14 protein-coding genes and 2 tRNA genes are annotated in these 13,549 nt (G+C 50.0%); 4 read left to right on the top strand and 12 right to left on the bottom strand.

All coding sequences use genetic code 11. The annotated features are described in order from the left end of the window. Positions 1-20 precede the first annotated feature (20 nt). From KEM39_RS01195 to mraZ, 6 genes are all read right to left on the bottom strand, one after another. Positions 21-1,034, bottom strand: coding sequence for a hypothetical protein (locus tag KEM39_RS01195; protein ID WP_211709488.1), 1,014 nt, complete (start codon positions 1,032-1,034; stop codon positions 21-23). Between the two features lie 96 nt (positions 1,035-1,130). Beyond that, positions 1,131-2,609 (bottom strand): UDP-N-acetylmuramoyl-L-alanyl-D-glutamate--2,6-diaminopimelate ligase, encoded by a 1,479-nt coding sequence (locus KEM39_RS01200; RefSeq protein ID WP_211709489.1) that lies wholly within the window; start codon positions 2,607-2,609, stop codon positions 1,131-1,133. A gap of 24 nt (positions 2,610-2,633) precedes the next feature. Next, on the bottom strand, positions 2,634-4,379 hold the full coding sequence (locus tag KEM39_RS01205) for a peptidoglycan D,D-transpeptidase FtsI family protein (RefSeq protein WP_211709490.1): 1,746 nt from the start codon (positions 4,377-4,379) through the stop codon (positions 2,634-2,636). Between the two features lie 60 nt (positions 4,380-4,439). Beyond that, positions 4,440-4,703, bottom strand: a complete 264-nt coding sequence (gene ftsL, locus KEM39_RS01210; protein WP_002220363.1) for a cell division protein FtsL — start codon at positions 4,701-4,703, stop codon at positions 4,440-4,442. 23 nt (positions 4,704-4,726) lie between these two features. Then, entirely contained in the window at positions 4,727-5,686 is a 960-nt protein-coding gene (gene rsmH, locus KEM39_RS01215; protein WP_118997663.1) for a 16S rRNA (cytosine(1402)-N(4))-methyltransferase RsmH, read from the bottom strand. Continuing rightward, a complete protein-coding gene (gene mraZ / locus KEM39_RS01220) occupies positions 5,683-6,138 on the bottom strand; it encodes a division/cell wall cluster transcriptional repressor MraZ (protein ID WP_211709491.1) in 456 nt (151 codons plus the stop codon). Before mraZ ends, rsmH begins: the two co-directional genes overlap by 4 nt. 349 nt (positions 6,139-6,487) lie before the next feature. On the opposite strand from mraZ, the gene KEM39_RS01225 reads away from it, so the two are divergent. The 3 genes from KEM39_RS01225 (at position 6,488) to KEM39_RS01235 (ending at position 7,926) form a co-directional block, all read left to right on the top strand. Then, entirely contained in the window at positions 6,488-7,636 is a 1,149-nt protein-coding gene (locus KEM39_RS01225) for a class I SAM-dependent methyltransferase (protein WP_211709492.1), read from the top strand. 131 nt (positions 7,637-7,767) lie between these two features. Continuing rightward, a tRNA-Met gene (locus tag KEM39_RS01230) sits at positions 7,768-7,844 on the top strand. 6 nt (positions 7,845-7,850) lie between these two features. Further along, positions 7,851-7,926 (top strand) — tRNA-Ala (locus KEM39_RS01235). A gap of 357 nt (positions 7,927-8,283) precedes the next feature. Here the strand turns inward: KEM39_RS01235 and KEM39_RS01240 are convergent. From KEM39_RS01240 to KEM39_RS01265, 6 genes are all read right to left on the bottom strand, one after another. Continuing rightward, positions 8,284-8,550 (bottom strand): hypothetical protein, encoded by a 267-nt coding sequence (locus KEM39_RS01240; RefSeq protein ID WP_118997675.1) that lies wholly within the window; start codon positions 8,548-8,550, stop codon positions 8,284-8,286. Between the two features lie 234 nt (positions 8,551-8,784). Further along, positions 8,785-9,606, bottom strand: a complete 822-nt coding sequence (locus tag KEM39_RS01245) for an undecaprenyl-diphosphate phosphatase (RefSeq protein WP_118997665.1) — start codon at positions 9,604-9,606, stop codon at positions 8,785-8,787. A gap of 32 nt (positions 9,607-9,638) precedes the next feature. Continuing rightward, entirely contained in the window at positions 9,639-10,283 is a 645-nt protein-coding gene (locus KEM39_RS01250; RefSeq protein ID WP_118997666.1) for a thiol:disulfide interchange protein DsbA/DsbL, read from the bottom strand. 2 nt (positions 10,284-10,285) lie between these two features. Further along, on the bottom strand, positions 10,286-11,149 hold the full coding sequence (gene ftsN / locus KEM39_RS01255; protein WP_192886329.1) for a cell division protein FtsN: 864 nt from the start codon (positions 11,147-11,149) through the stop codon (positions 10,286-10,288). Positions 11,150-11,259: 110 nt separating this feature from the next. Further along, complete coding sequence (locus KEM39_RS01260) at positions 11,260-12,756, bottom strand: YifB family Mg chelatase-like AAA ATPase (protein ID WP_211709493.1); 1,497 nt, start codon at positions 12,754-12,756, stop codon at positions 11,260-11,262. A 13-nt stretch (positions 12,757-12,769) separates the two neighbouring features. Next, positions 12,770-13,090, bottom strand: a complete 321-nt coding sequence (locus KEM39_RS01265) for an accessory factor UbiK family protein (RefSeq protein WP_115119588.1) — start codon at positions 13,088-13,090, stop codon at positions 12,770-12,772. A gap of 54 nt (positions 13,091-13,144) precedes the next feature. On the opposite strand from KEM39_RS01265, the gene KEM39_RS01270 reads away from it, so the two are divergent. Further along, positions 13,145-13,414: a hypothetical protein gene (locus tag KEM39_RS01270; protein WP_249182556.1), complete on the top strand. Its 270-nt coding sequence runs from the start codon at positions 13,145-13,147 to the stop codon at positions 13,412-13,414. Positions 13,415-13,549 lie beyond the last annotated feature (135 nt).

The following is a 13,549-nucleotide window of genomic DNA, read 5'->3' on the forward strand; positions in this document are numbered from 1 at the left end:
GTTTGTTTTTTCAGACGGCCTTACATAACCATCCGTAAATGTTTCATCATAGATTTAGGTGTAACAAAAGTTAAACCGTACATACTGCCTAATGCTACTGCCTGGTTTTCCTCTAAATCGGCAGCCAATATCACAAAACGGTCATCCGGCAAATTCAATCGTTTTTTCAAACGTACATATTTTTCAATGTCCCGTCTGAATTCCCCTGATTTACATTCCACCACAATCGGCTCTTTACCCATCGGTAAAAATACGACATCCAACTCCTGTTTATCTTCATTGTCGAATTCGATTTTTATATTTCTGGCGCAAGAAAAAGCATAACCCTTGCCTTTTTGTTTTGCTTCTTCAAGCATTTTGCCCAACGCAAACCATTCAAGCCAACCACCACAAAAAAAGTGTTTGATGGCAGTGGCACGTTGCAGATTCAAGCGGACAATTTTTTCCTGTTTCTGATAAAAATACTTAGAAAACAGAGTATGGCTATAAAATTGTCGGCATAGATTATTCATTGTTTGCCCATCTTTTTGCGACATTTTGCCGACATCCAAACTAATGCTTGTATGGTTGTGGCTATATGCCCAACTGATCTGACCCAACATATTTTTAGTAATCTGATAATTGCTGCCCAATTTAGCGGCAGCCTCATCAAAAAAACCGCTCATATTTACCGCCTGCAAGTTAAACATCGGCACAATATTGGCCCGGGCAAACCATTGGCGTATCGGTTCATGCTGTTTTTCAGTAGCCAAAATGTCGGTTTCCGATAAATTAACGCCTGTCAGCAGATTATAATTCTGGTTTTCCGAACCGGTATCTTGTTGTGCATTTTCCTCACCGCCGTCTTCCTGTTGCTTCAAAGCCTGCAATTCCCGGTTTACCGAGAAATAACGTTCCAACAATTTACTGACAAAAAATAAAGTGTCGTAAACCTTAACCGGAGCCGTGCATTTTGGACAAGCAATTTCACTCATTCCGGATTCGTAGTAATGCTCATTCATGCAACCGCATTTATTGCAGCGGTAAATACCCATTTTTTTCCTTAGATTCAAATTATATAAATCAAGATTCATAATGTTTCAGACGGCCTCTTGCCGGTCAGGTCGTCTGAAAACTTTGTACCGCCTATTTTAGCCCCGCCCCGCCAATGCTTTTTCTGCAACTTCAAAATCAGAGAAATGGTGCTTCACGCCTTGTACATCCTGATAGTTTTCGTGTCCTTTGCCGGCAATCAGAATGATGTCGTTTGCAGCGGCGCGTTCGACTGCATAACGGATGGCGGCGGCGCGGTCGGCTTCGACGCATTCGGGCGCGGGAACGGCAGGCAGGATGTCGTTGATGATGTCGTGCGGATTTTCCAAACGCGGGTTGTCGCTGGTGACGACAACTTTATCCGCACCCTGTACGGCTGCCGCACCCATCAGTGGGCGTTTGCCTCGGTCGCGGTTACCGCCGCAGCCGAATACGCACCACAAAGCCGCGCCCTGCGGTTTGATTTCCTGCAAGGTGGAGAGTGCTTTTTCCAATGCGTCGGGCGTGTGGGCGTAATCGACGACGACCAAGGGCTTGCCGCTGTTCATGATGCAGTCCATGCGCCCTGAAGCGGGACGGATTGTTGCCAGCACATCCAATACTTTATCCAGCGGATAACCGTTGGCACAAAGCAAGGCGATGCAGGCGGCGAGGTTTTGCGCGTTGAACCGTCCGAGCAGGCGGGTGCGGCAACGACCTTCGCCCCACGGGGTTTGGAATACGGCTGCTATGCCGTCTGAAGAAGCGGTGAAATCGGTAATGCGGATATCGGCTTGCTCGCTGAAGCCGTAACTGTAAACGGCTAAATCGGGACAGTCTTTTTTCAGACGGCATACGAGTTCCGCGCCGTATTCATCATCTACGTTGATGACGGCGTGTTTCAAGCCATGCCAGTAAAACAGGCGCGACTTGATGGCACCGTAGGCTTCCATCGTGCCGTGGTAGTCGAGGTGGTCTCGGGTGAGGTTGGTAAAGATTGCGCTGCGAAACGGCACACCGTTGACGCGCGACTGGTCAAGACCGTGGCTGGAGACTTCCATCGCGGCGGCGGTTGCGCCTTGTTGACGGAAACGGTAGAGCAGGGTTTGGACATCGACGGGGGCGGGGGTGGTGTGCGTGGTTTCTTCCAACGCGCCCCAAAAGCCGTTGCCGACCGTGCCGATAATGGCGGTTTTTTCGCCCAACAAATCGGCGGCCTGCGCCAGCCATTGCGTAATGGAGGTTTTGCCGTTGGTACCGGTTACGCCCCAGACTTTGAGGCCGTCTGAAACGTTGCCGTAAACCTGTGCCGCCAATATGCCGGCGCGGTGTTTCAAATCTTTGATGCCTTGATTGGGGACTTTCCATTCCGGATTCCACGCAAATTTGCCGTCGTCGTCCCAAAAAACAAAAGCCGCGCCGTTGGCAACGGCGGCGGGGATATAACTGCGACCGTCGGCATATTCGCCCAGACAGGCAACGAAAATATCGCCTTGTTTGATTTGGCGGCTGTCTGAATGCAACAAACGCCCTGCCGCGTTTGCACACGACAGGGGCGGAATGCCGGTTTCAGCCAAAGGGGTTAACTTGCTGAACATAAAACAATCTCGTTGATACTTGGATTAAGACGGTGTTTTGACGGCTGCGGCGGTCAGGGGCTTGGTCGGAGAAACGCCCAAGATGTTCAGGCTACCACCCATAATTTTTTTGAAGGGCGGCCCTGTCACTACGCCGCCGTAGTAACCGTTTGCAGTCGGTTCGTCGATGGTTACCGCCACAATCACACGGGGATTTTTGGCAGGTGCAAAACCGATGAAAGTGGCAACGTGTTTGTTATCGACGTAACGCCCGTTGACCAACTTACGCGCCGTACCGGTTTTTGCGCCGACGTCGAAACCATCTACCGCACCCGCCGTACCCGTACCGCCGGGTTCAGTAACGGAAACCATCAACTCGCGCACTTTTTTCGCAGTAGAGGCTTTGATAACACGCTTGCCTTTAGGTGCAACCGCTTGTTTTTCAAAGCTGACCGGCAACAATTCACCGTCATGGGTCAAGACAGTATAGGCACGCGCCAATTGCAATAAGCTTAATTGCAGGCCATAACCGAAAGACATGGTTGCCTGTTCGATTTTTTGCCATCTGCGCCAGCTTCTCAACAAACCTGCAGTCTCGCCGGGAAAGCCTGAATGCATACGCACGCCCACACCTAAATCGTGATAGAAATCGTACATTTCTTTAGGCGTAAACATGGCAGAAAGTTTACTGGTACCGACGTTGGAAGATTTTTGCATAATGCCGCGCACATCCAAAGTAGGATAAACATGGGTATCTTGTACGGTAGCCGGACCGATTTTGTAAGGCAGGGTATTGAACGTATCGGTTGCATCCACTTTGCCTGAATCCAATGCTTTGGCAATGGTAAACGGCTTCATGGCAGAACCGGGTTCAATCATATCGGTTACGGCGCGGTTGCGCCTCTGTTCGCTGTCTGCCTGACCGGGTTTGTTGGGCTCATAGGCAGGCGTATTGACCAATGCGAGGATTTCCCCAGTACGGGCATCCAACACCACCACCGTTCCGGCTTTTGCCTGATGGTATTCGACTGCCTTATTCAACTCTTCATAAGCCAAAGTCTGAATCCTCTGATCCAGAGAAAGAATAATGTCTTTGCCGTTTTGCGGGGCTTTATTACGCGGAGAATCCAAACTGTCCACAATATTGCCTTCCCGATCCCGCAATACGACTTCCGCGCCGTCTTCGCCATGCAGGCTGTCTTCAAGCGAAAGTTCCAAACCTTCCTGACCTTTGCCGTCAATATCGGTAAATCCGATGACGTGTGCAAACAGGTTGCCCATCGGGTAATGGCGTTTTAATTCTTTTTCAAATACAAAGTTTTCCAAACCCAAGGCTTTGACCTCTTCGGCAACCTTGGGATCGAGCTGCCGCTTGATCCAGATAAACGACTTGCCTTTCTGTTCGAGCTTGTTCCTCAAAACATCAACCGGCACATCGACAAGCTCGGACAGGCGTTCCAATTGTGCGGCAGACGGCATTTCCTTCATATCTTTAGGCACGGCAAACAGGGACTCCGTCGGCGCGCTCAACGCCAAAACCGCACCGTTCCGGTCCGAAACCGTACCGCGTGTAGCCGGCAATGTTTGAGTCCGCACAATCCGGTTGTCGCCCTGTTCTTTCAAAAATTCATACGTTACCGTCTGCAGATACAGTCCGCGGGCAATCAAACCGGCAAACAAGACCGCCATTGCCATCAGGACGAAGCTGATCCGTCCGTTACTGGTCATCGGCTTTTTGACCTGCTCTTCTTTGGGCAGCATCCGGGGCTTATATTCGCTCTTAATCAACATTTTTACTTCTCGTTATTATTATCCTGACGCAGGAATCCGATTCCGGCACACAGGCTGCTTCTATCTTTGATGTTCCACCATAAAGGTATTGCCCGAAACCGGCGGATGGAGGTTTTGTTTTTCTGCCGCCGCCCTGATCGCTTCGTGGTTCGCCAAACGCGCCTGTTGCAGCCTCATTTGCGCATAATCCTGCTCCAAGGCGATTTCCTGTTTTTTCGCCTTGTCCAAAGCTGTGAAGTTGAGCCTGTACTGGTTTTGCTGCATCACAACGGAAAAAGCGGAAACACACACCGCAAGCAGCAGAAGGAAATTCAATTTGTTCATTGCCGTTCAGACGTTTTTCTCTGTTATTGTTCCGGTATCGGACCGGCAGTCCGCTCCGCCACACGCAAAACCGCACTTCTCGCCCTCGGATTGGCGGCAATTTCCGCCTCACCCGGCTTTAATGCCCTGCCCACGATTTTCAGGGGCGGCTCGGGCAAATCCGCTTCCCTGACCGCCGCCCAGCGCGGTAGGGGCGCGTGTTGCGAATATTTTTTGACAAACTGCTTCACAATGCGGTCTTCCAACGAATGGAAAGCAATGACCGCCAAACGTCCGCCCTGTTTCAGACGACACATGACCTGCGGCAATACTGCCCCTACTTCTTCAAGCTCGCGGTTAATAAAGATGCGGACCGCCTGGAAAGTACGTGTTGCAGGATCTTGCCCCCGCTCACGAGTACGGACGTTTTGTGCCACGATCTGCGCCAGCTTGCGGGTTGTATCGATTGGACTTTCCGCCCGTTGCGCAACAATGGCGCGCGCAATCTGGCGGCTAAACCGCTCTTCACCATAATTCTTGATTACCTCGTGCAAATCCTGTTCCGACGCAACCGCTATCCACTCTGCGGCAGACATACCGCGCGTCGTATCCATACGCATATCCAAAGGGGCATCGAAACGGAAGCTGAAACCGCGGCTGCCGTCATCGATTTGCGGAGACGAAATCCCCAAATCAAACAACGCACCGTCCACCTTGCCGATACCCAAACCGTCCAATGCCGTCTGAAACGAAGCAAAACCGCCATGCACGACACCGACCCGTTTGTCCGAACGCGCCAGCTCTTCTGCCACAGCAATCGCCTGCGGGTCTTTGTCGAAAACAATCAACCGCCCCGCATCGCCCAAACGCGACAAAATCAGCCGGGAATGCCCTCCCCTGCCGAACGTACCGTCCACATAGACACCGTCTTCGCGCACGGCAAGCGCATCTACCGCCTCATTCAGCAAGACCGTGATATGCCGGTAACTTTCTGCTCCACTCACAATTGCAAATCCGTCTGACTCAACTGGAAGGCAAGTTCGTCAGGATCGTCATCCAAAGCCTGAACCATTTCGGCCTCCCACTGCTCACGACCCCAAAGCTCCAAACGGTTGGCCCGCCCAACCAGAACAACTTCACGGTCAAAAACCACCCTCTTCCTCAGCCCAGCAGGAACCAATACCCGACCGGCACTATCCCATTCCAAAATTTCCGCGTTATGCAGCAGAAGATTTTGAAACCGTCGTAAAACAGGGTTATCCGCCACTTTTAAGTTCAAAAGTTGCGCCGCGACCTTTTCCCACTCTGCAACAGGATACATCAACAGCTTATGCTTCGACTCAAGCGTTACTACCACGGCAGGCGTATAGAGGCGCGACAGAATATCGCGGAATTTGGCAGGAACCGCCAACCGCCCTTTACTGTCGATACTCAATTCATGTGCGCCGCCGAACATAGATGTCCCAAGTTGAAGTTAAAATTAAATAAGGGCAAAGAAGACACTTTGACCCACATTCTCCCACTAATCGACACTATAAGAAATTTTAAACACTCGGTCAAATCAAGACAGAAAACTTCATTAACATATCTGAAATTTTAAACTCCTTTTAAAACAATAAGATAAAAAAACACCAATAACAGGAAGTTATACACAGTATAGAGTAACCAAAGAAATAAATTACTATATAATAGAAATTTAATAAATTAACTACAATATATAGTATTAAAATAAAACCATGACAGTAACCGTACCAACGTGTACCATGTACGGAAATTCAATAAATTTACAAAAGATAACACTTATCATGACCCTCCCCCTACCCTCCCCTGCCGCGCAACAATCCTCAGCCAACCTTCAAACCCTCCTTGCCGAAGAAATCAAAAAGCATAGAAATTGGATTCCATTTTCACGTTTTATGGAGCTGGTTTTATACGCCCCGCAATACGGCTATTACACCGGAGGCAGCCATAAAATCGGTAACGACGGGGATTTTATTACCGCCCCGACCCTTACCCCCCTGTTCGCCCGAACACTGGCGCGCCAACTTCAAGAACTCCTACCCCAAACCGCAGGCAATATCTATGAATTCGGTGCAGGGACCGGTCAACTCGCCGCCGATTTGTTAAACAACCTTTCAGACGGCATTAACCGTTACTATATTATTGAAGTATCGCCGGAGCTGGCTGCTCGCCAGAAAGACCTGATTCAGACCCTCGCACCTCAAGCTGCCCAAAAAATTGTCCACTTATCTGCACTTCCGGAAACATTTGACGGCATCATCATCGGTAACGAAGTACTCGATGCCATGCCTGTCGAAATCATCCGTAAAGATGAAGGCGGCTCATTCGAGCATGTCGGCGTTTGCCTAGATAATGACCGTTTTACCTATTCGGCACGACCGCTGCACGACTTGCAGCTATCTGCCTTGGCTTCCCTCTACTTCCCAAAAATAACTTCCCCCTATACCAGCGAACTACATCCGCAACAATATGCCTTTATCCGCACCCTTGCCTCAAGACTCGAACACGGCTGTATGATATTCATCGACTACGGTTTTGATGCAGCGCAGTATTACCACCCTCAACGCAATCAAGGTACTCTGATCGGACACTACCGACATCACGTTATCCACAATCCTTTTGACTTCATCGGATTGGCCGATCTGACCGCACATGTCAACTTTACCGACATTGCACAAGCAGGGACGGATGCCGGATTAGATTTGATAGGTTACCTTCCCCAATCCCATTTCTTATTGAACCTGGGCATTACCGAGCTATTGGCACAGACGGGGAAAACGGATTCGGCAGCCTATATCCGTGAAGCCGCCGCTGTTCAAAAACTAATCAACCAACATGAAATGGGAGAGTTGTTTAAAGTCATCGCATTCGGTAAAAATATCAATATCGATTGGACAGGATTTTGTTTTGGCGACATCTGCCACAAACTCTAATCCTCATGCCGTCTTAACCATTTTCAGACGGCATAAAATTTTTAATATTTAAAAACAGTGCACTAATTTAAAATTAGAAAATACGGCTTGTCAAAAAAACAAAAAAACATATAATAGCGACTTCACGAAACGGCGAATTAGCTCAGTCGGTTAGAGCAGAGGAATCATAATCCTTGTGTCCGGGGTTCGAATCCCTGATTCGCCACCATATTTTGGGGGTATAGCTCAGTTGGTAGAGCGCTTGCATGGCATGCAAGAGGTCAGCGGTTCGATCCCGCTTACCTCCACCAAATAAAAAAGCACACACCATAAAAGGTATGTGCTTTTTTATTTTGTTTTTTATTTCGGCTGTGTTTGAATACCCGCCCGATTCCATCCCTTTGCAAGGGAAAGCCGTATTTCCGTTTGTGCAGAAATCGACCCCATTAAATAACATGGCATTTGTACGGCTAATTAGAGCTACATCAACGGAATATTAAAACACAGCCTTTTATTTTCAATCCTTGATAAACCGGCAAACAGGCTTAATTGGATGAGGTTATTGTGGCAAATGCCGTCTGAAACGGCTTTTAATCGGGTTTAAAACTTATTTCGGCAGATGTTTGCCGGAGGCAGTAAAAAACCGCCCCGAGGCGGGGCGGTACAGGCTAGATAAGGGACAATAAAATCTTGAATATGCAGAGATAGGGGAGAACCCACAACCACCGCTGCCGGCGGCAGAAGAACCACATACCGAATAATGCCGTACAAAGTATCAAAACAAAAAACCCGTCTCCCATAACGAGCGTTCGGACAATCTCTTTGTCCGCCGATACCCAATAGGCGGTAAACGGCAGGCAGTACAGGTAGGCATGCCATTTGCGGTTTACTGTCAACCTGTTCGCAAGCAGTTGGATCAGTTGGATAAATTCCATGATTCTCTCCGGCATATTGCGTTTAAATGCCCATCAAAGCCATTTCGAGGCGGCTTCTCCAGTTCAAAGCCGCTGTAACGATGCAACTGCGGTAACATTGATTAGTTAGTGCAATAGAAAGTATTTTCTTTTAAACTCTGAAACAAATCAGGGTACTGATTAATCTAACATCATCTCTCTGCCGTCCGACATAAATCCGACCCGAAAATATATTCTCAAACCGGATACATGACTTTATTCCCAACTTATCCAGCCTGACAGCCACAATATAATGATGGCAATACCAAAAACAATACGGTAATAGGCAAACGGGATATAGTTTTTTTTGGAAACAAACTTCAGCAGTGCTTTGACCGCTACTAAACCGGAAACAAAAGCGGCAATAAAGCCTATCAGAATCAAACCGACATCATACAGGGTGAAAAACCGGTAATGCTTCAGGACATCATAAGCCGTTGCTGCAACCATCATCGGAACGGCCAAGAAAAATGAAAACTCCGTTGCCGTTTTCCGCTCGATTCCCCAAAGCATCCCGCCCATAATCGTACTGCCCGAACGGGACGTACCTGGAACCAGTGCAAACACTTGGGCAACGCCGATCATCAACGCATCAATCGGACGCAATGCATCAACATCGACAATTTTAGGCTCTGCTCGGCTTTGGCGTTTCTCCACCCACAAAATAAAAAAACCGCCCAAAACCAGCATGACTGCAACACTCAAGGGGTTAAACAGATACTCTTTGATTTGTTTGCCGAACAACAGCCCCATCACGGCAGCCGGTATAAAAGCAATGGCAAGATTGAGGACGAAGCGGTTGGCTTTCCGGTCTTTTCCCACGCCATGCAACACATTGCTGAAACGCTGCCGGTATTCAAACACTACCGCCAAAACCGCACCGAGCTGGATGGTAATTTCAAAAACCTTGTGATTGCTGTGAAAATCAATCAGATTGCCGAACACAATCAAATGTCCGGTGCTGGAAATCGGTAAAAATTCGGTAAAACCTTCTACCAAGCCCATCATCAGGGCTTTCAGGACAATCAGAAAATCCATTGCTTGCGCTTCTTTCGGATACGGGAGTTCGGCTATTTCTGTACAGCAGGGGTCTGACGCTTGCGTTCTTCCCTGACTTTGGCAACCAATTCTTTAATCGTATGAACACCGCCGTCAAAGCCATTATTGAAGATAACGCGGTATTTTCCGCCGACGACAACGGTCGGCGTACTGTCGATGCGGTACTGTTCCGTCAATTGCTGCATTTTTGATGCAGCAGCCGCTGCCGCAGGAGAGTCGTAGGCGCGCATCAGTTTTTTGCCGTCAAAGCCTTTTTGAGACAAAGCCCATTTTCCGGCAACCGACCTGTTTTCCAAGCGGATTTTTTGTTCGTAAACTGCTTTAAACACGGCAGGGTTTGCCTGATATTTCAAACCTGACAAATTGACGGCGGCCGCCATTCTGGCCAATCCGAGCATTTCAGGCCGCCAAACCACGTGTTCCGTCCTCAAATAGGCATCAGACGGCAATGCCTTGCCCAGCTTCAATAACAAGGGGTCGAAATGATGGCAATGTACGCAAAAATAGCCGAAAAATTCCAAAACTTCGATTTTTCCCGATTGTTGCTGCGGGACATGCTTATCCAAAACAATATAGTCTTCCCCCTCCGTCAGGGCATATGCCTGTGCGGACAACACTGCCGACAGCAACAGCGGCAACAGATGTTTGAGCTTCATAATTATTTGCCTTCAATAGCACGGATCAGGCTGGCAACCCCGTGCTTTTTCAAATCGTCCTGCATTTTTTTCACCGCATCGGCAGACATATTGCCGCTTTGCACCCGGTAAAGCGTTTTATGTCCCGCCTGATAGCCGACCACTTTGGAAGGCACGCCCAAAATTGCCAGTCTGGCACGCTGCCCTTCCGCGCTCTGACGGTCGGCATACGCGCCCATTTGCAGATAATGCGTTGCTTCCGCCTTGGCGGGCGTGTTCGGCTTCTGCCCTTCTTTGGCGGCGGCACTGCGCGCTTTTTCGATGCTGCCGCTGTTGAGGATTTGTTCCGGGGTCGGTTTGGGTGCAACTTTTTCCTTTTCCGCCTTTTTCTCTTCTTTTGAAGCTTTTTTCTCTGTTTCTTTAGACGGTTTTACCGCTTGTTTTTTAACCGTTTCGGCATCTTTCTTCTGCGCTTTTTCCCCAACGGTTTGTTCACGCTCTTCCGTCAGTGCTTTCTTGCGCACTGCCTGTCCGTCCGACTTTTCCCGCTCCGACTCGCCCGCCTTTTCCTCAACCTCGTCGGCTTTGTCGGCAACGGGCTGCTTGTCGGCAGCTTTTTCCGCATCCGACTGCTCTGCCTCTTTCGCAGCATCCAGTTCGGACAAGGCGTTTTGATCGGCCGGTTCAGGTTGGATGTCTTCCTTAGGCTGGTTTTTCGGTTTCAGGATTTCCGTTTCTGCAGGCTGCTTCGACGGAATCGGGATTTTGAACGCATTTTGACCGCTCTGGTTCAGATAAAACAAAATACCGGCAATAATGACCGTCGCCAGTATCAAACCGAAGAAAAAACCGGACAGACCTTTTCCGGATTGGGAAAATTTGTTCATAAACATACCTTAATGTATTTCAGACGGCATTAACGCCGTTTGCGTGCGGACGGATATTCTAACAATATTGCCATATTTGGGCAAAACCCGCCCCGATGCCTTTTATAAAGTCATAAAGCGCGGCGGAAACCTATGGCTTTCAAAACATGGCTTCTGCCGACTTCTTCGTCGCCCGACAGATCCGCCAGCGTACGCGCCACGCGCATAATGCGGTGGAAACTGCGGGCGGAGAGGGAGAGTTTTTCCAACAGTCCGCCCAAGGCTTCCTGCGCTTCTTTTTGGATGCGGGCGGACGTGTCGAGTTCGCTGACGCTCAAGGCGGCATTCACTTTGCCCTGCCGTGCGTATTGTTTGTCACGGGCGGCGATGACGCGTTCCAAAACGTTTGCACTGCTTTCCCCTGCTTCCTGCTGCATCAGTTCGGCGGCGGACAGGCTGGGGACTTCGATGGTCAAATCGATGCGGTCAAGCAGCGGGCCGGAAATCTTGCTGCGGTAACGCGCGACACTTTCGGGCGTGCAGCGGCAGGGTTTGACGGGATGCCCGAGATAACCGCACGGGCAGGGGTTCATGGCGGCGACAAGCTGGAATTTGGCGGGATAGACGGCTTGGCGCGCCGCGCGGGAAATGTGGATTTCACCGTTTTCCAAAGGTTCGCGCAACACTTCCAAAACTTTGCGGTCGAACTCGGGCAATTCGTCCAAAAACAAAACGCCGTGATGTGCCAATGAAATCTCGCCCGGACGCGGATCCGAACCGCCGCCGACCATAGCCGCCGCGCTGGCGCTGTGGTGCGGACTGCGGAAAGGACGGTTGCTGTCGAGTTGTTGTTGGTGGTTGGGCAGGAGCGAACGCAATGCCCACACTTCGACCAATTCGTCTTCGGTCAGCGGCGGCAGGATGCCGGGCAGCCGTTGGGAGAGCATAGACTTGCCCGTTCCCGGCGGACCCATCATCAAAAGGCTGTGTCCGCCTGCGGCAGCGATTTCCAAAGCAAGGCGGGCAGTGTGCTGACCTTTCACATCACACAAATCAGGTTGTCCGCCATGTTCAGACGGCATTTGAGGAACTTGGCATTCGGTTTGCGCCAAAGGTTCGATGCCGTTCAAATGGGCGGCGACTTCGCCCAAAGAGCGCGCGCCGTAAACGGTAATGCCGCGCATCACGGCGGCTTGTCCTGCGTTTTCTTCAGGCAAAACAAATGCACGTTTTGCCTGCATACCCTGCCACGCCATTGCCAACGCGCCGCGCACGGGGCGCAACAGCCCCGACAGTGCCAATTCCCCCGCAAACTCGTATTCTGCCAGCTTTTCGGGCGCAACCTGCCCCGATGCGGCAAGGATGCCGATTGCAATCGGCAGGTCGAAACGCCCCGACTCTTTGGGCAGGTCGGCGGGGGCGAGGTTGACGGTGATTTTTTTGGCGGGAAACTCGAAGCCGCTTTGGATGATGGCGGCACGGACGCGGTCGCGGCTTTCCTTTACTTCCGTATCGGGCAGTCCGACGATGTTGAAATGCGGCAGGCCGTTGGCAAGGTGGGCTTCCACTTCGACCAACGGCGCATTCATACCGCTCAAGGCGCGGCTGTAAACCAAGGCAAGCGACATATTTCAGACGGCCTTATTCGCCGGCTGCGGCTTGCGGGGCGGTTTCGGCGACAGCTTCTTCGGCATCGGCTTCAGCCGCTTCCAATGCTGCCCGTTCGGGATTTTGCGCGGCTTCGAGTTTCGCCAAACGCGCTTCCAAAGCCGCCAGTTTGGTACGGGTTTTGATTAAAACCTGCTGCTGGATGTCGAATTCTTCGCGCGTAACCAAATCCATACGGTTGAACGCGCCGCCCAGCATCGCCTTAATATTTTTTTCCACATCTTTGGCAGGGCTGTTGGCGATGGTTTCGCTGATTTTCGAGCCGACTTCTTCAAAAAGCTGCTTGCCGAACATAATCTGTATCCTTCCTGAACATATCAAATTCAAGCGGCTATTGTATAAGGAAAAATGCCGTCTGAAAACGGGCGGCGGATAATCGGCAAAACATACCGCGCACTCCCTTTGCGGTTGCTAAATTACACTTCAAGACACCTGCCGCCTGAAAACGGATTTCATATTCCGCGCAACGCCCGGTTACAAGACACTACAAAACAATATGCTGTTTTAAATGATTTTTCCGCCGCGCATCGTTTCAAACCCGGATTTTTGAGCCATAAGTGCTTTGCAAACAACAGAAATTGGGTTATGCTGAATCAAATTATTTACAATTTCATATAGTTTCATTACATATCTTATTGTGATTGAAGATAATTTATCCGAATCCCCTTTCAGATGTCCGGATTTTCCGTTGTACTTTTATTAGAAAAACATTTCAGGCGCAAGTTGCTTGCAATTTCAAAGCCTGTAATTCTG

Source organism: Neisseria sp. Marseille-Q1983 (genome assembly GCF_018224585.1).
Taxonomy (GTDB): domain Bacteria; phylum Pseudomonadota; class Gammaproteobacteria; order Burkholderiales; family Neisseriaceae; genus Neisseria; species Neisseria polysaccharea.